General features: G+C 73.8%; 9 protein-coding genes. 7 read left to right on the forward strand and 2 right to left on the reverse strand.

The features are described from left to right. Positions 1–17: 17 nt before the first annotated feature. Both O7612_RS00315 and O7612_RS00320 read right to left on the reverse strand, forming a co-directional pair. Positions 18–620 carry a dTDP-4-dehydrorhamnose 3,5-epimerase family protein gene (locus O7612_RS00315; RefSeq protein ID WP_282269373.1) on the reverse strand — a complete coding sequence of 201 codons (603 nt, stop codon included), beginning with the start codon at positions 618–620 and terminating at the stop codon, positions 18–20. Beyond that, a complete protein-coding gene (locus tag O7612_RS00320; protein ID WP_282269374.1) occupies positions 617–2,074 on the reverse strand; it encodes an NDP-hexose 2,3-dehydratase family protein in 1,458 nt (485 codons plus the stop codon). Before O7612_RS00320 ends, O7612_RS00315 begins: the two co-directional genes overlap by 4 nt. A 412-nt stretch (positions 2,075–2,486) precedes the next feature. Between O7612_RS00320 and O7612_RS00325 the strand changes: the two genes are divergently transcribed. The 7 genes from O7612_RS00325 to O7612_RS00355 all read left to right on the forward strand — a co-directional run bounded on the left by O7612_RS00325 (position 2,487) and on the right by O7612_RS00355 (position 19,971). Then, positions 2,487–3,971, forward strand: a complete 1,485-nt coding sequence (locus O7612_RS00325) for an endo-1,4-beta-xylanase (RefSeq protein ID WP_282269375.1) — start codon at positions 2,487–2,489, stop codon at positions 3,969–3,971. Positions 3,972–4,433: 462 nt separating this feature from the next. Further along, positions 4,434–5,375: an ABC transporter ATP-binding protein gene (locus O7612_RS00330; protein WP_282269377.1), complete on the forward strand. Its 942-nt coding sequence runs from the start codon at positions 4,434–4,436 to the stop codon at positions 5,373–5,375. A gap of 2 nt (positions 5,376–5,377) precedes the next feature. Continuing rightward, positions 5,378–6,202, forward strand: coding sequence for an ABC transporter permease (locus O7612_RS00335; RefSeq protein ID WP_282269379.1), 825 nt, complete (start codon positions 5,378–5,380; stop codon positions 6,200–6,202). After that, positions 6,199–7,038 carry an ABC transporter permease gene (locus tag O7612_RS00340; protein WP_282269381.1) on the forward strand — a complete coding sequence of 280 codons (840 nt, stop codon included), beginning with the start codon at positions 6,199–6,201 and terminating at the stop codon, positions 7,036–7,038. Before O7612_RS00335 ends, O7612_RS00340 begins: the two co-directional genes overlap by 4 nt. 60 nt (positions 7,039–7,098) lie before the next feature. Continuing rightward, positions 7,099–8,268, forward strand: coding sequence for a hypothetical protein (locus O7612_RS00345; protein WP_282269382.1), 1,170 nt, complete (start codon positions 7,099–7,101; stop codon positions 8,266–8,268). Positions 8,269–8,311: 43 nt separating this feature from the next. Beyond that, the gene (locus O7612_RS00350; RefSeq protein ID WP_282269384.1) at positions 8,312–15,481 is read left to right on the forward strand and encodes a type I polyketide synthase; all 7,170 of its coding nucleotides are present in this window, start codon (positions 8,312–8,314) and stop codon (positions 15,479–15,481) included. Then, positions 15,478–19,971, forward strand: a complete 4,494-nt coding sequence (locus O7612_RS00355) for an SDR family NAD(P)-dependent oxidoreductase (protein ID WP_282269386.1) — start codon at positions 15,478–15,480, stop codon at positions 19,969–19,971. Before O7612_RS00350 ends, O7612_RS00355 begins: the two co-directional genes overlap by 4 nt. Positions 19,972–19,985: the final 14 nt, after the last annotated feature.

Consider the following 19,985-nt stretch of genomic DNA (forward strand, 5'->3'; position numbering starts at 1 on the left):
GCGCGCCGGCCGGCGGGTCAGGCTGGTGCGGCGCGCTCGGCCCGGACGCAGTCCGCGTACACCGGGAGCAGCCCCCGGCGGAGGGCCTGCGCGAGGGTGGGCGCGGCGCGGTCGCGGTCGGAGAGCAGCAGCTCCGGACCGGTGGGGACGGGCAGCGCCAGGTCCCGGTCGAACGGGTCCAGCCCGTGCTCGCGCTCCGCCACGTACCCGCCGGACAGCAGGTACGACATGACCGTGTCGTCGTCGCGGGCGAGGAACGCGTGGCCCACCCCGATGGGGAGGTACAGGGCGCGGGCGCAGTCCCCGGCGAGGTCGACGACCTCGTACCGGCCGAAGGTGGGCGAGCCGACCCGCAGGTCGATCACGTAGTCGCGGCAGCTGCCGTGCGCGCACCACACGTACTTGGCCCGGCCGGGCGGGGCCTGGGTGTAGTGCACGCCGCGGAACACGTTGCGGCGGGACCTGCTGACACAGGCCTGGGCGACGGGGAACAGCGGCCGGCCGACCGCGGCGAGGAAGGCCGTGGTGTCCAACGGCGTGGTGAACATGCCCCGCTCGTCGGGGAACCCGGTCGTCCGGAACTCGAACGCCCCCGCCACCGCCAGTTCGCGGGCCTTCACCGCGGGCGTCCCGCGCAGAGGCTGTGCAGGCAGGCCACCAGACTGCGGGCCTGCACGTTGACGTAGTGACTGTGCCGCAGCAGGTCGGCCAACTGGTGCAGGGTGAGCCAGCGGAAGTCGGGGTGCTCGAAGCCCGCACCCGGGCTCACCTCGACGATCATGTACCTGTTCAGCGCGTGGTAGAACCGGCCCCCCTCCTCCGAGAGCAGGGTCTCGAACCAGACCTGGTCCGGGGCCGCCCCGAGCACCTCGTCGACGAAGGGGGGCCGGGCGGCCGGCGGCAGGATCGTGTAGTTGTCGGGGGTGCACTGCACCGTGGGCGCGAGCTCGACGACGTCCAGGTAGCCCGGCTCGGCACGGACGTGCACCAGCACGTGCAGCACGCCGAGGAGACGGGTGACCAGGAAGGCGACCAGACCGGTGCCGACCGGGGCGATCATCGGCTGCATCCAGGCGTCCACCTCGCGCCCCCCGCTGCGCACGTCGACGCCGATCACGTCGAAGAACAGGCCACTGTGGTGGGAGATCTTCTCCGGCGAGCGGTGCCACTGCGGCAGTCCGCCCAGCGGCACCTCCCGGGTGGACACCTCCGTCCGGGTACGCACCTCGGTGATCCAGCTCAGGATGTCGGACATCGCGTGCAGGCTGCCGCTGCGCTCGTCGCAGGAGGCGGTCAACGCGGCGCGCGGGTCGCCCTCCCCGGCCGGCAGGACGGAGTCCAGGTCCGGACCGGCGAACGGCAGGCAGGACAGCACCGTGCGGAAGTCCATGTTGATGAGGTCCTCGCGCCGGAGCAGGCGGTGGATCAGCCCCAGCGTCATCCAGCGGAACCCGGCCAGCGGCTCGACGTCCCCGTCGACCTCGATCACCATGTTGCGGTTGCGCTTCTGACGGAACCACGCGCCCTGCTCGGACTGCCGTACGTCGGCGAGCACCCGGTGCCGGGCGGTGTCCCGGAAGTACTCCAGGTAGGGCACCGACGCGCCGCCGTGCACCTTCGTGTAGTTGCTGCGGGTGGCCTGCACCGTCGGACAGAGTTGCAGGCCACGGTGGTTGCCGGGCTCTCCCTTGACCTGCACCAGGCAGTGCAGGATTCCGCCGATCTCCCTGACCAGGAGACCCAGGATGCCGACCTCGGGTTGGTTGATGATCGGCTGCTGCCAGGACTTCACCGGCCGGTTCGGGAAGTGCACCTCCAGCCCCTCGATGCGGAAGAACTTCCCGCTGTCGTGCCGGATGTCGCCGGTGCCGGGCACCGTGCTCCAGCCGACGAGGGCGTCCAGTTCGACCCGCCGCACCGCCATCGCGAAGCGGGACCGCTGACCGTCGAACCAGCGGGTGAACTCCGCCTCCTCGGCGTCGGTGCCGGCGATCGCGGACCGGGCGATGCGCAGTGGCGTCAGCGTGTCGTGGGTCGACGTGAGGGTGTACCGGTTCGCCTGTAGTTTCGCCACCGTCTAGCTCCTAGGCCGTGTCGGAGTTCCCATCGCGGCCGGCCCGGGCCGGTTCCTCGGATCGGACGGTGCCAGGCCGGACTCGAATACGGCCGGGTGCACGCGTCGAGTCCCGCTTGAGGCCCCCGGTGCACCGCCGTCGTCCACCGCCCGTCACCCGGGAGGGGGGCGACCCGTTGCTGATAGATGAAAATCGATATAGTGTCCGGGGGAGGGTGCACCCTGCCCGCTCCCGGATCGAGTCCGGGGCAGCGCAGGGACCGCCCCGGACAGCGCACAGGCGGCAGGTGGTCTGCGGAATCCCGGACCGGTGGGCGCCCCCGGACGACCGGCCGGCAGCCGTCGGACGGCACCGACCGGACGGGCCACCCACGGCAACGTCTCCCGCCGAGGCCGAGGAGGAAACACATACATGAACGACGTACCAACACCGTCGGGACGCCGTACCCGCAGCCGCGTCCGGCTGCTCGTCGGCGGCGTCTGCGCCCTGGTGATCACCGCTTCCTCGGTGACCATGGCCACCTTCGCCCACGCCGATCTCAGCGGCCCGCCGGGGACCACCCTGAAGGCCGCCGCCGAACGCAGCGGCCGGTACTTCGGCGCCGCCATGGGGTCGGACCGGCTCAGCGACTCCGGCTTCCTGAACATCGCCAGCCGCGAGTTCGACATGATGACGGCCGTCAACGAGATGAAGCCCGACGCGACCGAGCCCAACCCCGGGCAGTTCGACTTCCGCCGGGGTGACGCGATCTACAACTGGGCCACCGAGCGCGGCATGAGGTTCCGGGGCCACACCCTGGCCTGGCACGCCCAGCAGCCGAGGTTCTGGGGCAGCCTGAGCGGCAGCGCCCTGCGGCAGGCGATGATCAGCCACATCAACGGCGTGATGGCCCACTACAAGGGCAAGCTCTACGCCTGGGACGTGGTCAACGAGGCGTTCGCCGAGAACGGCAGCCGCCGGTCGTCGAACCTCCAGGCCACCGGCAACGACTGGATCGAGGTGGCGTTCCGCACCGCGCGGGCCGCCGACCCCTCGGTCCAGCTCTGCTACAACGACTACAACATCGAGAACTGGTCGTACGGCAAGACGCAGGGCGTCTACAACATGATCAAGGACTTCAAGGCCCGGGGTGTGCCGATCGACTGCGTCGGTCTGCAGACCCACTTCACCGGTGGTAGTTCACTGCCGGGCAACTTCCAGCAGACGCTGTCCAGCTTCGCCGCCCTCGGGGTGGACGTGGCGCTGACCGAGGTCGACGTCACCAACGCCTCGACCAGCCAGTACGCCGGACTGACCCAGGCGTGCATGAACGTCCCCCGTTGCGTCGGCATCACCACCTGGGGCATCCGGGACAGCGACTCCTGGCGGGGCAACGAGAACCCGCTGCTGTTCGACCGCAACAGCAACCCGAAGCCGGCGTACACCTCGGTCCTCAACGCCCTCAACGCGGCCTCCACCACGGTGCCGGGGACGGGCACCCCGCCGCCCACCACGCCACCGACCAGCGCTCCGCCGACCACCCCGCCGACCACGCCACCCACCACCCCGCCGACCAGCGCTCCCCCGACCACGCCACCGCCCACCGGACAGCCGGGCGGCTGCACCGCGACGTACCGCACGGTCAGCAGTTGGAGCGGCGGCTTCCAGGGTGAGGTCACGGTGACCAACACCGGCTCCACCCCCACCAGCGGCTGGACCGTGCAGGTGACGCTGGCCGGCGGGCAGACCATCGCCAACATCTGGAACGGCAGCGGCAGCGGCACCAGCGGCACGGTCAGCATCCGCAACGCCGCCTACAACGGCGTCATCGCCCCGAACGCCTCGACCACCATCGGTTTCCTGGTCAACGGCAACAGCAACCCCCCACCCACCATCGCCTCCTGCACCACCTCCTGACCGACACGACGTCGGCGTCCCCTGCCCCCCCCGGAACCCTTCGGGCGGCCGGCGGCGGACCGGGATGACGGGAACAGCCTCGGTGGCCGCGAGGGCCACCGAGGCTGTTCCCGTTCACCGGCACCGGACCCGCGTCCGTCGGGGCGCGGCGACCGCCTCTCCGAGGCCCCCCGAACCACATCGACGAGGCTCAGCACCCCGCGCCACCAGGCCTCCTAGCTGCGGGTTCATTTATGATCTTCCTTGCGGGGGGACAGAAGCCTGTAGTAGCGTGGCGACGCCAGCACAGGGGGGGTGACGAGCATCGGTAGGCAGAGCCACCGCACGTGGGGCAGATCCTCGACAGCCACGTTTCCGGCACCTCGACACCCGGGTAGGACGACAGCCCGAAGCCAGTCCGTCATGCTGAGCCAGTTCGACGGCTGATCACGGAGCGACCGAGCCGAGGATGTTCCCAAAGTCATGATTGATGCTGCTTTTCCGACGTCACCCGTCGTATCGGCGAAGGCTCTGGAGAAACGCTTCGGGACCTTCGAGGCCGTCCGCGGGATCGACTTCGAGGTCCAGCGCGGCGAGGTGTTCGGGTTCCTCGGACCCAACGGCGCGGGCAAGTCGTCGACCATGCGCATGATCTCCTGCATCTCCCCCCGTTCCGGCGGTGAGCTGCGGATCCTCGGCATGGACCCGCAGGCCCAGGGGCCGCACATCCGGGCCCGCATCGGCGTCGTGCCCCAGCAGGACAACCTCGACAACGAACTCACCGTCCGGGAGAACCTGGTCGTCTACGGGCGCTACTTCGGCCTGTCCCGGGCGCACGTGGCGCGCAAGGCCACCGAACTCATGGCGTTCGCCCGGCTCTCCGAACGGGCCGACGACCACGTGGAGCCGTTGTCCGGCGGCATGAAGCGTCGCCTCACGATCGCCCGCGCGCTGGTCAACGACCCCGAGCTGGTGCTGCTGGACGAGCCCACCACCGGCCTCGACCCGCAGGCCCGGCACCTGCTCTGGGAGCGGCTGTACCAGCTCAAGCAGGCCGGCGTGACCCTCATCATCACCACCCACTACATGGACGAGGCGGAGCAGCTCTGCGACCGCCTGGTCGTCATGGACGGTGGTCGCATCGTCGCGGAGGGTTCCCCCGCGGACCTCATCGCCCGGTACTCGAGCCGTGAGGTGCTCGAACTCCGCTTCCCCGCCGACCGGCCGATGGAGCGGGCGACCCTCGAAGGGCTCGCCGACCGGGTCGAGGCGTTGCCGGACCGCTTCCTGCTGTACGCCGAGAGCGGCGAACGTCTCCTCGAACGGGTCTCCGCCGCCGGTGTCCATCCCGTCTCCAGTCTCGTCCGGCGCGGCTCCCTGGAGGACGTCTTCCTGCGGCTGACCGGTCGGGAACTGGTGGACTGACCATGACGGACATCACGGCGGCCACCACCCCGAGGGCCACCGGCCGGGTGGTCGGCGTCTGGCGGGCGGCCACCCTGCGGGTCGAGGCCTGCTGGCGGTGGTACCGGCGCAGCTGGCGTACCACCCTCCAGGCCTCCGCGCTCCAGCCCCTGCTGTTCCTCGGCGCGATGGGGCTCTGCTTCGGCTCGCAGGTGCGGCCCGGACCGGCCACCGAGGGCCACCCCTACGTGCAGTACATCGCGCCGGCACTGATGGTGAGCACGATCCTCACCACGGCCGTCGCCGAGGCCGGCAAACCGGTCCTGTCGAGTTTCCAGTGGCAGCGGGACTTCGTCGCGGTGACCGCCACCCCGGTCACCCCGGGCCAGCTCCTCGTCGGGCAACTACTCTGGATCACACTCCGGCTCCTCATCGGAGCCGTCGTCTTCCTGCTGATCGGGGTCCTGCTCGGCGGCTGGGCCGACGGGTGGGCCGTGCTCGCGGTGCCGGTCGCCGTCCTCACCGGGGCGGCCTGCGCGGCGCCGGTCGCGGCCTACGCGGCGACGGTACGCGGGGACGGGCACGGCCTGGTCGCCATCAACCGGTTCGTCGTGCTGCCGATGACCCTGTTCGCCGGCACGTTCTTCCCGATCTCGGCGCTGCCGCTCGCGGTCCGTCCGCTCGCCTGGATCTCCCCGCTGTGGCACGGCAACGAACTCGCCCGCGGCCTCACCCTCGGCGGGCTGACGGCACCGGCCGCCGTCGGGCACGTCACGTTCCTCGTCGCGCTCCTCACCGTCGGCGTCGTCGCGGCGCGACGCACGTTCCACCGGCGGCTGGTCGTATGACGACCATCCAGACCCGTCCGGGACCGACGCACCAGCGGCGCGGCGCACTGCGTCGGATACTGCCCGTCGACGAGTACGCCGGCCTGGCCCGGGTCATCGTCGAGCGCTCGGCCCGGCTCTACCTGCGGGCCTGGGCGGTGCTGATCTCCGGCATCGTCGAGCCGCTGTTCTACCTGCTCGCGGTCACCGTCGGTTTCCGCTCGCTGGTGCCGACGGTGACGCTGGCCGACGGCAGCACGGTGCCCTACGTGGACTTCGTCGCGCCCGCGCTGCTGGCGGCCTCCGCCATGAACGGGGCGATCTCGGAGACGCTCAGCATCTACTTCAAGCTGCGCTACGACAAACTGTACGAAGCCATGCTCACCACCCCGGTCGGTCCGCTCGACATCGTCCTCGGGGAGGTGGGCTGGGCGGTCCTGCGCGGCGGCTTCTACGGCACCGTCTTCCTCGGGGTGCTGACCGCCCTGGGCCTGGTCACCACACCCTGGGCCGTCGTGCTGGTCCCGGTGGGGCTGCTGGTCTCGTTCGCCTTCGCCGCGGTGGGGATGGCCTGGGCCACCACGTTGCGCTCCAACGCCCAGCTCGACTACGTGACCCTCGCCTCGACCGCGATGTTCCTCTTCTCGACCACCTTCTTCCCGCTGTCCAGCTACCCGGCGACAGTGCAGTGGCTGGTGCAGCTGTCGCCGCTGTACCACGGCGTCGAACTGGCCCGCATGTTCTTCCTCGGCACGCCCACCCCGGCCGCGTTGCCGCACACGGCGTACCTCGTCGTCCTGGCCCTGGGCGGGCTGACCCTGGCCCGCGTCCGGCTCCGGAGCATGTTCCTGGGCTGACGGCGGAACGGCACCGGATCGGCGGACTCCCCGTCTCGACTTCCAGCGAAGGGAAACCCGATGAAGTTGCACGTCCAGCGCCTTCAGGACGCTTTCCGTCGCATGGTCGTCGACACCGGCTACTGGTCGCCCGAGCCGCCCGGCGACCACCTGACCGCCCAGGTGCGGGCGGTCCGCGCCGCCCCGGACGCGGCGGCCCGGCGGGATCCGCTCGCCGAGGTCGTCGTGGTCGCCCTGTGCCTGGCCAACCGGTACGGCTGCGTGCTCCAACCCCCGCTCACCAGCGCCACCGGGAGCGCCGACCTGGCGGACCTGGTCACCCCGGCGGACGCCGGGCAGCCACCCGCCGACCTTCCCGACCGGATCGAGCAGTCGGCGCAGACGGTCGTGCGGACGCTGGCGTACTACCACTCCGACGTCCCACCCGGCACCCGGCCGGACGTCGTCGGGCTGCACGCGGTGCTGCCGGAGCTGATCCGCCTCGCCTGTGCCGGCTTCGACTCCGCGGACGACCTGGCCGACCGGCTCACCGCGCGGCTGCGGGCGGCACGGCGGCCGACCGGGGACGTCGCCGTGGAGTTCGACCCGTCCTGTGCCGAGTCGGTGCGGCTCATCCGTCCCGTACAGGACCAGACGTACTGCCCGTTCGCCCAGCGGTCGTTCCTGTGGGGTCCGCCGCCGTACGACCGGACGATGTCCTTCGCGGAGAACATGACCGCCGCCCTGCCCTGGGTACGCCGCTTCGTCCGGGTGCTGGACGGCGACGTCCTCGACGGGTTCGTCTTCGCCTTCCCGACCGACGTCTTCGGCGAGTCCATCGACGACCTCGGCCGGTTGTTCCGCGCCTTCGTCGACCACCTCATCCGGACCCTGACCAGCGCGGCACCGGGGGGCCTGGAGGCGGCCGCCGTCACGGATCCGCAGTGGTACCTCGTACTGGAGGGCGAGGAGTGCTTCGTCAGCGTCTTCGCCCCGTGCTACCCGCACGACCACTCCCGCTACCTGCACGGCGTGCAAGGATGGATGTTGTTCATGTTGCAGCCGGAGAAGGCCATCCTGAGGCAGCTCACCGTCGCCGACTACGGCTCACGCTCCGCCGCGATCCGTGAGCGCTTCCGGGACGGGTTCCAGCCGTACGAGCTGGCCGACCGGGAGGTCGACCGCTTCGTTCTCCCGCTGCGCGCCGGGGATCCGCCGGTGCGGTGGTACGAGACACCCACTGACATCTGATGAGCGGGTACTGAGCGCTCGGTACGAATCGGGGGGGAGAACCATGAGCGGTGCCAGGAACCAGACGTCCACCGCCGGCGACCACACCGGGGCGGGCCGGATCCTCAGCGGACCGGCGGTGCCCCACGCGGCGGGGACCGTGCACGGGATGTTCGCCGAGGTCGCCGCGCGGCACCCGCAGGACGTCGCGGTCGTCGACGCCACCGGCGAGACCAGCTACGCGGAACTGCGTCGACTCGCCGCCGCCAGCGCCGACCGGCTGCGCCGACTCGGCGTCGGTCCCGGTGACGTGGTCGCCGTCCGGCTGCCGCGCGGGGCCGCGCTCTTCGCCGCCGAGCTGGGCATCATGGCCACCGGCGCCGGTTACCTGCCGCTCGACCCGGCCGACCCGGCCGAACGCCACCGCCACCTGCTCGCCGACGCCGACCCGGCGGTCCTGCTCGTCCCGGACGGCGACCCCGGACCGGGCCACGACAGCCTGGAGTCCACCCTGGGTGAGGGCCGGGTGCACCGGCTCGACGCCGCCTGGCGGACGCCGGACGGCACCGCGCCGACACCCGACCACGACGACCCGGACGCCGTGGCCTACCTGCTCTACACCTCGGGGTCGACGGGACGACCCAAGGGCGTGGCGATGCCCCACCGCGCCCTGGTCAACCTGCTCCGCTGGCATGACGGCGCCCGCCCCGGCGCACACCGGTCCCGGACCCTCCAGGCCTGCGCCGTCAGCTTCGACTTCTCCTTCCACGAGATCTACTCCGCGCTGTGTCTCGGCGGCACCCTGGTCGTCGCCGGGGACGACCTCCGACGCGACCCGTACGCGCTGGCCGCCTTCACCGTGGCGCAGCGGGTGGAGCGGGTCTTCCTTCCCGTCCCGGCGCTGACCCAGTTCGCCGAGGCCGCCGCGCACCTGCCCGAGCCACCGGCACTGCGGCACGTCGTCACCACCGGCGAACAGCTACGGCTCACCGAGCCGCTGCGCGTCCTCGCCGCCCGCACCGGCGTCCGGGTGCACAACCACTACGGCGCGACCGAGTTCCAGGACGCGACGGTGGCGACGCTGCCCGACGACGTGACGCGCTGGCCACTGATCGCCCCGATCGGCTGGCCCATCGACAACGTCGAGGTCGCGCTCCTCGACGGGAAGCACCGGCCGGTCCCCGCCGGAGAGCCGGGCGAGCTGTACGTCGGCGGGGCCGGGGTCGCCGACGGGTACCGCAACCAGCCGGCGCTCACCGCCGAGCGGTTCACCACCGTCCCGGGGCTGTCCGGACGGTGGTACCGCACCGGCGACCTGGCCCGGCTCACCGAGGCGGGGCTGGAGCACCAGGGCCGGGTGGACGCCCAGCTCAAGGTGAACGGGGTCCGGATCGAGCCGGCCGAGGTCGAGGCCGCCGCCTGTGCCCACCCCGGGGTCCGCCAGGCCGCCGCGGCGCTGCACGAGATCGACGGCCGGCCCCGGCTGGTCGTCCACGTGGTGCTCCGGGAGGACGTGGACGCCTCGGACGTGCTGCGCGAGGTGCCCGGTCTCGTCGCGGGACGACTGCCCGCCGCGGTGCACCCGTACGGCTACGCGGTGGTCGCCGAGCTGCCGCTCACCGCGAGCGGCAAGACGGCACGCAACCGGCTCCGACCGCCGCAACGACTGGTCCGCGCGACCCCGGCCACCACCGAGCTGCCCCGTGGCGAGCTGGAACGCCGGATCGCCGACATCTGGCGGGAGGTGCTGGGGCTCGACCACGTCGGGGTCCGGGACAACTTCTTCGACCTCGGCGGGGTCTCCGCGCAGCTGATCACCGTCCGGCAGCGGCTCACCACCGAACTGGGGCTGCGGGTCGGCGCGACCGACCTGGTCGAGTACCCGACCGTCCGGGCGCTGGCCCGGCGGCTCGGTGGGGACGACCCGGTCGGCACCGGGACCGCACCGGTCACCGTGCCGCGTGCCGGCGGCGTCGACGACGACCGGGTGGCCATCGTCGGCATGGCCGGCCGGTTCCCGGCCGCCCCCGACCTGGCGACCTTCTGGCGCAACCTGTGCGACGGCGTGGACGCGATCGTGGAGTGCGCCGACGAGGACGTCCGCTCCCAGGACCCGGCGCTGCTGAGCGACCCGGACTTCGTCCGGATGGCGGGTCCGCTCGCCGACCCCGAGTACTTCGACGCGGCGTACTTCGGGATCAACGCCAAGGAAGCCGCGCTGATGGACCCGCAGCACCGGATCTTCCTGGAGTGCGCGGTCGACGCGTTCGAGGACGCCGGTGAGGTGCCGGCCGGCACCCGTACCGGGGTGTACGCCTCCAGCAGCATCAGCACCTACCTGGTGAACAACCTGGTGCCGCACTTCGGCTACACCGGGGACCGGCCGCTCACCGAGGCCGACACCCGGCAGTTCATGGTGAAGCTGGGCAACGACCGCAACTACCTGCCGACCCGGGTCTCCTACCGGCTCGACCTCGGTGGGCCGAGCATCAGCGTGCAGTCGGCCTGCTCCAGCTCGCTGGTCGCCGTGCACCTGGCCCGCCGGGCCCTGCTGGCCGGCGAGTGCGACCTCGCCCTCGCCGGGGGCGTGTCGGTGGTGGTGCCGCAGTCCGCCGGTTACCTGTACGAGGACGGCCTGATCCGCTCGCGGGACGGCCGGAGCCGGGTCTTCGACGCCGAGGCGTCCGGCACCATCTTCAGCAACGGCTGCGGCGTGGTGCTGCTCAAACGGCTCTCGGCGGCGCTCGCCGACGGCAACCGCATCTACGCGGTGGTGGCCGGTTCCGCCGTCAACAACGACGGCGTCGACAAGCTCGGTTTCACCGCGCCGAGCGCCGCCCGGCAGGCCGAGGTGGTGGCCGCCGCCCTGACCGACGCCGGGATCCGCGCGTCCGAACTCGGTTATCTGGAGGCGCACGGCACCGGCACGCCGCTCGGTGACCCGATCGAGGTGGCCGGGCTCGACCAGGCCCTGCGGACGGTCGGTGGCGCACCGCAGGGCAGCGTCGCGGTCGGCTCGGTCAAGAGCAACATCGGGCACCTCGACGAGGCCGCCGGCATCGCCGGACTGATCAAGGCCGCGCTCGCCGTCCACCACGGGGTGATCCCGGCGAGTCTGCACTTCCGCACCCCGAACCCGGAGATCGACTTCGGGTCGAGCGCGCTACGGGTGCCGACCCGCACCGAGAGCTGGCCGGCGGGGCGGCGTCGGGTGGCGGCCGTCAGCTCGCACGGCATGGGCGGCACCAACAGCCACCTCGTCCTCACCCAGGCCCCTGGTCGCCCGGCGGAGTCCGAGCCGGCCGGTGCGCCGGTCGGGCCGGTGCTGCTGCCGATCAGCGCCCGCTCCCCGGCCGCGGCCCACGCGCTGGCCGGCCGTTACCGGGCCCTGCTCGACGCGGACGGGGCCGACCTCGCCGGCATCGCCCGGGCGGCGGCGCTCGGGCGTACCCACCACCCGTACCGGATCGCCGTGCTCGCCGCCGACGCCCGGGAGGCGGCCGGGCAGCTCGGGCGGGCGACCGTGCACGAGCCGCGTACCGAGGGGGCCGTCGCCTTCGTCTTCGCCGGCCAGGGCGCCCAGTGGGTCGGGATGGGCGCGGACCTGTACGCCAGCTACCCGGTGTTCCGGTCGGCGCTCGACGAGTGCGCCGAGGAGGTCCGTCGGGCCACCGGCACCGACCTGCGCGAACTCGTCTTCGACGGGGTCGGCGGCGAGCTGGACCGGACGGCCTGGGCGCAGCCCGCCCTGTTCGCCGTGCAGTACGCGCTCGCCCGGCTCTGGCAGTCCTGGGGCGTACAGCCGGACGTGCTGACCGGACACAGCGTGGGTGAGTTCGTGGCGGCCTGCCTCGCCGACGTGATGTCCCTCCCCGACGCGCTGCGCCTCGTGCTGGCCCGGGGTCGCCTGATGGACGCGCTGCCCGACGGCGGGGCGATGGTGTCACTGCTCGCCCCGCCCGACGCCGTCACCGACCTGCTCGCCGCGACGGGCGTCGAGGTGAGCGTGGCGGCGGTCAACGACCACGACTCGGTGGTGCTCTCCGGGGCCGCCGCACTGGTCGACCGGGTCGTCGTCGAGGCGGACCGGCGCGGCTGGCGGTCGCACCGGCTGCGCGTCTCGCACGCCTTCCACTCCGCGCTGATGGACCCGATGCTCGACGAGTTCCGCGCGGTGGCCGAGCAGGTCGACTACCGCCCGCCCCGCATTCCGGTGCTCGCCAACGGCACCGGGAGGACGGTGTCCGCGTTCGACGCCGGGCACTGGGTGCGGCACGCCCGGGACACCGTCCAGTTCGCCCGGTGCGTCGACAGCGCGGTCGCCGAACACGGCGTCACCACGATCGTCGAGGTGTCGCCGAAGCCGACCCTGGTCCGGTTCGCCGCCCGCGAGGGGGTGCTGGTGGTGCCCTCCCTGCGCGAGGGCGCCGGCCACGAACAGCTGGTGGACTCGCTGCGCCGGCTCTACCTGGACGGCCGGCAGGTGACCTGGTCGGGGGTGTACCGGGGGCGTGGCGGACCGGTCGCCCTGCCGGCCTACCCGTGGCAGCGCACCCGGCACTGGATCGAGCCCGCCGGGCGGCCGACGCGGACCGGGGCGGGCCGCGGCACCGGGGTCTTCCTCGGTGCCCGGGTGGACCAGCCGGGCAGCAGTGAGATCCGGTTCGTCTCCCAGGTCGACCCGGGCCACCCCCGGTGGCTGACGCAGCACCGTATCTTCCGGCGGGTGGTGATGCCCGGGGTCGCGTACCAGGATCTCGCCTTCGCCGCCGCCGGGGAACTCGGCCTGCTCCGGCCGGCCCTCGACGACTTCCTCATCCACCAGGCGATGCGGTTCGCCGACGACACCGAGACCCGCGACCTGCACGTGGTGCTGAAGCCGGTGCCGGACGGCCACGCGGTGGAGATCCACTCGCGGCCCGACACCGGTTCGGGGTCGTGGACCCTGCACGCCACCGGCACCCTCACCGCCGGTACGGTGTCGCCGGTCGCCGAGCTGGCGTCGCTGCGCCGCCGGTTCGGCACCCCGGTCCCGCCCGAGGAGATCTACCGTGGTGAACGCGGCCGGCTCATCGACCTCGGCGAGTGGTTCCAGGTCACCCGGGAGCTGTGGCGCGACGGCGCGGGCTGCCTGTCCCGCATCGAGCTGCCGGACCGGGTGACCTCGGCGGCCCACCTGCACGCGGTGCACCCCATCCTGCTGGAGGCGTGCCTGCTCGCCCTCACGGTGACCTACCCGCGACCGTTCGCCGACCGGACGTACCTCCCGGTCGGCGCCCAGCGGGTCACCCTGCACCGGGCCGGGACGACGGGGAGCGCCTGGTGTCACGCCGAGCTGCGACCGACCGACGACCCGGATCCCCGTTCGCTGGTCGGGGACATCACCCTCTACGACGACGACGGGCGGGTCCTGGTCGTCATGGCGGGTGTGCTGCTGCGACAGGCGACCGCCGGGGCGATGGCCGGGGACGCCGACGCCGCCCGCTGGCGACGCCGGCTGTACCGGCCGCTGTGGGTGGAGCAGGCCCTCCCGCCGGGCACCCCGGCCGGCTCGTGGCTCGTCGTCGGCGCCGACCTGGCCCGCTCCGTCGCGCTGGCGGCCGAGCGGCAGGGGATCCGCTGCCGGGTCGTCGATCCCGCCGACCTGGCCGGGGCCGTGTCCCGGGAGCAGCCGGACGCCGTGCTGCTCGCCTGGCCCGCCGAACGTGCCGACCCGGGGGCCGACGCCGGTGCGGCCCGCGACCTGACGCTGACGTTGCTGGACTGCTTCCGGAGCCTGCTGGACCTGCCGTCACCACCGTCGGTGACGGTGCTCACCCGGCAGGCGTGGGGCGGTGCACCGCAGCCGGCGCAGGCCGCACTCTGGGGTCTCACCCGGGTCCTCGGTCAGGAACGGCCCGACAGCCTGCCGACCCTGATCGACCTGCCCGCGCAGGGCGGCGACCCGGACGCGATCGTCGCGGAGACGGCGGCCCGGACCGCCGACGAGGTGGCGCTGCACGACGGGCGACGCCGGGTGCTGCGGCTGCGGCCGGACACCGACCGGCCGGACGACCTGACGATCAGCCCGGACGGCACCCACCTCGTCACCGGCGGCCTGGGCGGGCTGGGGCTGGAGGTGGCCGCGACGCTGGTCGCCGCCGGGGTGCGCCACCTCGCGCTGGTCGGCCGCAACGAACCCGGCGGACCGGCGCGGGAGCGGATCGCCGCGCTCACCGCCGCGGGAGCCGAGGTGCGTACGTACACCGCCGACGTCGGCGACGGCGGGCAGGTCGCCGCGCTCGTGGCCGCGCTCGGCCGGGAGCTGCCCCCGCTGGCCGGGGTGCACCACCTCGCCGGTGTGCTCGCCGACGGCCTGCTGGAGTCGCAGACCCCCGACCGTTTCGACGAGGCATGGGCCGCCAAGGCGGGTGGCGCGTTCGCCCTGCACCGGGCCACCGCCCACCTCCCCCTGACGCACTTCGTGCTGTTCTCGTCGTCGTCCGGGCTGCTCGGCACCGCCGGGCAGGGCAACTACGCGGCGGCCAACAGCTACCTCGACGGCCTCGCCGCGGCCCGGCGGGCCGCCGGCCTGCCCGCGGTGTCGATCCAGTGGGGTTCGTGGGCGGAGACGGGCATGACGGCCCGGGCCGGCATCGCCGAACGTCTCGACCGGCTCGGTGAGGGCGTGCTGCCGCTGGACGACGCCACCGGGGCGCTCCGGGCCGTCCTGGCGACCCCGCCGGACGACGGCCTGGTGGCCGTCCTGGCGCACACCTGGGCGCGGTACGCCGCACACCACGGCACCCCACCGGCTCCGGTACGCGACCTGCTGCCGGCCGCACCGGCGGGACGCGCCGACACCGCCGGGTTGGCCGACCGGCTGCGCGAGGCGACACCCGACCAGCGGCGCAAGCTCGCCGACGGGTACGTCCACGACATCACCGCGGACGTACTGGGCGTGCCCCACCTGGAGACCGACACCGGCCTGTTCTCCCTCGGCCTGGACTCCCTGGCCTCGCTGGAGCTGCGTAACCGGTTGCAGAGCGCGTTCGCCGTCCGGCTCGGTCAGACGGTGGTGTTCGACCATCCGACGGTGGCGGGGCTGGCCGGGCACCTGCTCGCCGTCCTGGAGCTGCCGACCGGCGGGCCGACGGACGGGCACGGTGCCGGGCCGACCGACGGGCCGCCGCCGGAGGAACAGTCGATCGACGAGGTGGCCGCGTTGCTGGCGGAGAGGCTCGGGAACCGATGAGCACCGACTACGGTCCGCTGCTGCGCCGGGCGCTGGCCCGCATCGACGAGCTGGAGACCGCGGCGGCCCGCCGGCACGAGCCGATCGCCGTGGTGGGCATGGCCTGCCGGCTGCCCGGCGCACCGGATCCGGCGGCGTACTGGGACCTGCTGTCCGAGGGGAGGTGCGCCCTGGGTCCGGTGCCGGACGCCCGCTGGCCGGTGGACGGGAGTTTCGTCGACGCGGGCGGCTTCGTCGGCGACCTGCGGGACTTCGACGCCCGGTTCTTCGGGATCTCCGGACGGGAGGCGGCCACCCTCGACCCGCAGCAACGGCTGCTGCTGGAGCTGGCCTGGGAGGCGTTCGAGGACGCCGGTGTCCCGGGCCGGTCGGTGCCGGAGTCGACCGGCGTGTTCGTCGGCATCAGCAACATCGACTACCGCGAGGGGATGACCCACGAGGACGACGTCGACGGGTACTTCTCCTCCGGCGCGACCCCCAGCACGGCCAGCGGACGGCTCGCGTACGTCTTCGGTACCCGGGGTCCGGCCATGTCGGTGGACACGGCGTGTTCGTCCTCGCTGGTCTCGGTCGACCTCGCGGTCCGGCACCTGCGGGACGGCAGTTGCGACCTGGCCCTGGCCGGCGGGGTCAACCGGATGGTCACGCCGCACGAGAGCCGCAGCCTCACCCGGGCCGGCATGCTCTCGCCCACCGGGCGCTGCCTGCCGTTCGACGCCGCCGCCGACGGCTACGTCCGCGCCGAGGGCGGTGGCCTGGTGGTGCTCAAGCGGGCGTCGGACGTCGGCCCGCACGACCGGGTCCTCGGCCTGATCCTCGGCAGCGCGGTGAACCAGGACGGCCGGAGCAGCGGACTCACCGTGCCGCACGGCCCCTCCCAGCAGGAGGTGATCCGCGCGGCGCTGCGCGACGCCGGGGTGGAGCCGGCCGCCGTGGGGTACCTGGAGGCGCACGGCACGGGCACCGCCCTCGGGGATCCGATCGAGGTCACCGCGCTCGGTGCCGTCTTCGCCGGTCGCCGGGAGCCGCTGCCGATCGGCTCGGTCAAGGCCGCCATCGGGCACACCGAGTCCGCCGCCGGCATCGCGGGCCTGCTCAAGGTGCTGCTCATGCTGCGGCACGGGGTGCTGCCACCGACTCCCCTGGTCACCGGGCCCAATCCCCGCGTCGACTGGGACGACATCCCGGTCCGGGTGGCGTCCACCCGCGAACCGTGGCCGGACGACACCCGCCGGATCGCCGGCGTGAGTTCCTTCGGTTTCAGCGGCACGAACGCCCACCTGGTCGTCGCCGCCCCGCCGCCCGCCGGACCGCAGACGCCCGCCGGACCGCCGCCTGCCGCACCCCGGGCCGCCGACGCACCGACATCCGACGCACCACCCGTCCCGGACGGCCCCGACCGGGCGGACCGGGCCGCCGCGCCGGTCCCCGCCGCCGGGGAGCCGCTGCTGCTGCCGCTGTCGGCGCGGCACCCGCAGGCCCTCGCCGACCTGGCCGACGCCTATGCCCGGCGGCTCCGCACGGCGGCCGACCCGGCGGCACTCGCCCTGGTCGCCGCCGTCGGCCGCAGCCACCTGCCCTGGCGTCGGTGCGCCGTCGGCGCGACCGTCGAGGAACTCGACGCCGCCCTGCGGCGGCCCGGACCCGCCGCCCCCGTCGGGCAGCGGCCCAGGGTGGCGTTCCTGTTCACCGGCCAGGGCGCCCAACGGCCGGGGATGACCGCCGAGCTGTTCCGGGCCGAACCGGTGTTCCGGGCCGCCGTCGAGGAGTGCGCCGGGATCCTCGATCCGGTCCTCCCGGTGCCCCTGACGACCCTGCTGTTCGACTCCGGCGAACGCGTCCACGAGACCCGTTTCACCCAGCCCGCGCTGGTCGCCGTCGGTTACGCGCTGTCCCGGCTGTGGCGGGACTGGGGCGTCCACCCCGAGTACGTCCTGGGGCACAGTGTCGGGGAGTACACCGCGGCCTGTGTGGCCGGCGTCCTGACGCTGCCCGACGCCCTGCGCCTGGTGGCCGAGCGGGCCCGTCTCATGCAGCAGTGCCCGTCCGGGGTGATGGTCGCCGTCCGGTGCGGCGTCGCCCAGGTCGAACCGCTGCTGGCCGGGGCGTCCCGGTCGGCCGTCGCCGCGGTCAACGGCGTCGGGAGCACGGTGCTGGCCGGCCCGGAGGAGGAGCTACGGCCAATCCTCGACGCGCTGGCCGACCAGGGGGTGACGCACCGGCGGCTCGCCGTGTCGCACGCGTTCCACTCGCCGCTGCTCGCCGGGTTCGCCGAGCCGTTCACCGCGTTCGCCCGGGGCGTCACGTACCGCCCGGCCGGGATCCCCCTGGTGTCGAACCTCACCGGCACGGTCGGCACGCCGATCGACGCCGACTACTGGCGGGAGCACGCCCTGCGGCCGGTGCTGTTCGGGCGCGGGGTGCGGACGCTGCGCGAGGCGGGGGTGGACACCCTGGTCGAGCTGGGGCCGGAGCCGGTGCTGCTGGGCATGGCCGGTCAGGACTGGCCGGAGGCCCGGCGACTGCCCAGCCTGCGCGCCGGACGGGAACACCGGACCATGCTGGACAGCCTGGCCCGGCTCTACGACAGCGGCGTCGACATCGACTGGGCCGGGGTCACCCGGGAGCGCGCCGCCGGCCGGCGGTTCGTCGCCGCACCGACGTACCCGTTCCAGCGGGAACGTCACTGGGCGTTGACCGACGGCGCCGGCGATGGCCGCCCGCCCGGCCCGCTCGACGTGGTCCACGTCGGCTGGGCCGCCACACCGCTGCCGGCCGGACCGCCGCGCCGGTTCGACGCCCTGGTCGTCGGCCCGGACGCCGAGCGGCTGGCCGGAGCGGTGACCCTGCCGTGCCGTACCGGTCGGCTGACGCCGGACACCCGGGTCACCGACGTCGTCTACGCCGCCCCGGCCACCGGTGGGGATCCGGAGCGGACGGCCGCCGCCTGCACCGAACTCCTGTCGATCGCCCGGGACCTCGCCGCGCGGCCCACCCCGCCCCGGCTGGTGGTGGTGACCCGCGGGGCGGCCGCCGACGCGCCCGACCCCGGGCAGAGCGCCCTCTGGGGCCTGGTCCGCACCGTGCAGGCCGAACACCCGGCCCTGGACTGCCTCGCGGTCGACCTCGCGTCGACCGGGGACGACGTGCGGCCCGACCTGCTCGCGGCGGAACTCACCGCCCCGGCGGGGCACCGGTTCGTCCGGCTGGCCGACGGGCGACGGCTGACGTTCACCCTGGTGCCGCTGCCGGTCCCCGCCGGTCCGTCCTGGCAGCCGCCCCCGGGGGCCGTGCTCGTCACCGGCGGTCTGGGCGCGCTCGGCCTGCGGCTCGCGCAGGACCTGGCCGCCGCCGGCGTACGACAGTTGGTCCTGTTCGGCCGCAGTGCGCCGTCGGCGGCGGCCCAGCTGGTCGTGGACCGGCTCCGGGACGCCGGGGTGGACGTCCGGCTCGTCCGTGGTGACGTCACGCTGGAGCAGGACGTCCAGCGGGCACTCGACGAGGCCACCCCGCTCGCCGGGGTCGTCCACGCCGCCGGGGTGCTGGACGACGGACCGCTGGCGGAGCAGAGCCCGCAGCGGCTCGCCGCGGTGCTGCGGGTCAAGGTGCACGGTGGGTACCTGCTGGACCGGCTGAGCCGCCCGCTGTCGCCCCGGTTCTTCGTCGCCTACTCGTCGCTCGCCGCGGTCCTGCCGACCCGTGGGTCCGGCGGGTACGGGGCGGCGAACGCGTACCTCGACGCCCTGCTGGCCGGCCGCCGCGCGGCGGGCCTGCCCGCGCTCTCGGTGGCCTGGGGGCCGTGGGCCGGGCCGGGGATGGCGGCCGGCGAGACCGCCCTGCACGAGGCGACCGGCCTACGGATGATCGATCCGGCCGCCGGCACCGCCACGCTGCTCGCCCTGCTGGCCGCCCACGACGTGCCGGCCCGGGTGGTGGTCGCGCCGGCCGACTGGGCGCGGGTGCGCGAGGTGCTCGCCGAGGCCGCCCCGCCCGGGACGTTCGACGCGCTGGCCGCCCCGGTGGACGACACCGGGTCGCCGGCCGCGCCGCCGGTACGGATCGGGGACGTCACGGCGCTGCGCGAACACGTGGTGGAGGTGGTCCGCGACGTCCTGCGCATCGGTGGGCCGGTCGACGACCACGAGGGCTTCTTCGACATGGGGTTCGACTCGCTCACCGTGCTGGAGCTGCGCACCCGGTTGCAGGCGGAACTGGGCGTCCGGCTGCCCTCCACGGTGGCCTTCACGTTCCCGACGGTGGACCGGCTCGTCGGACGCCTGAGTGCCGACCTGGGCCTGTCCGACGCCGCCCCGCCCCCGCCCACCACGCCGGCCCGGGCCACCACGCCGGTCCCGCACACCGTGCCCGCCCAGGCCACCACGCCGACCCGGGCCGACCCGCCGGCCGTCACCGCCCCGGACGCGGACGACGAGTTGGCCGCGATGCTCGCCCGCGTCGACCGTGGCTACCGAGAGATCCAGGGCATGTGATGACCCGGTTCCGG

Source organism: Micromonospora sp. WMMD987 (assembly GCF_029581435.1).
Classification (GTDB): Bacteria; Actinomycetota; Actinomycetes; order Mycobacteriales; family Micromonosporaceae; genus Micromonospora; species Micromonospora rifamycinica.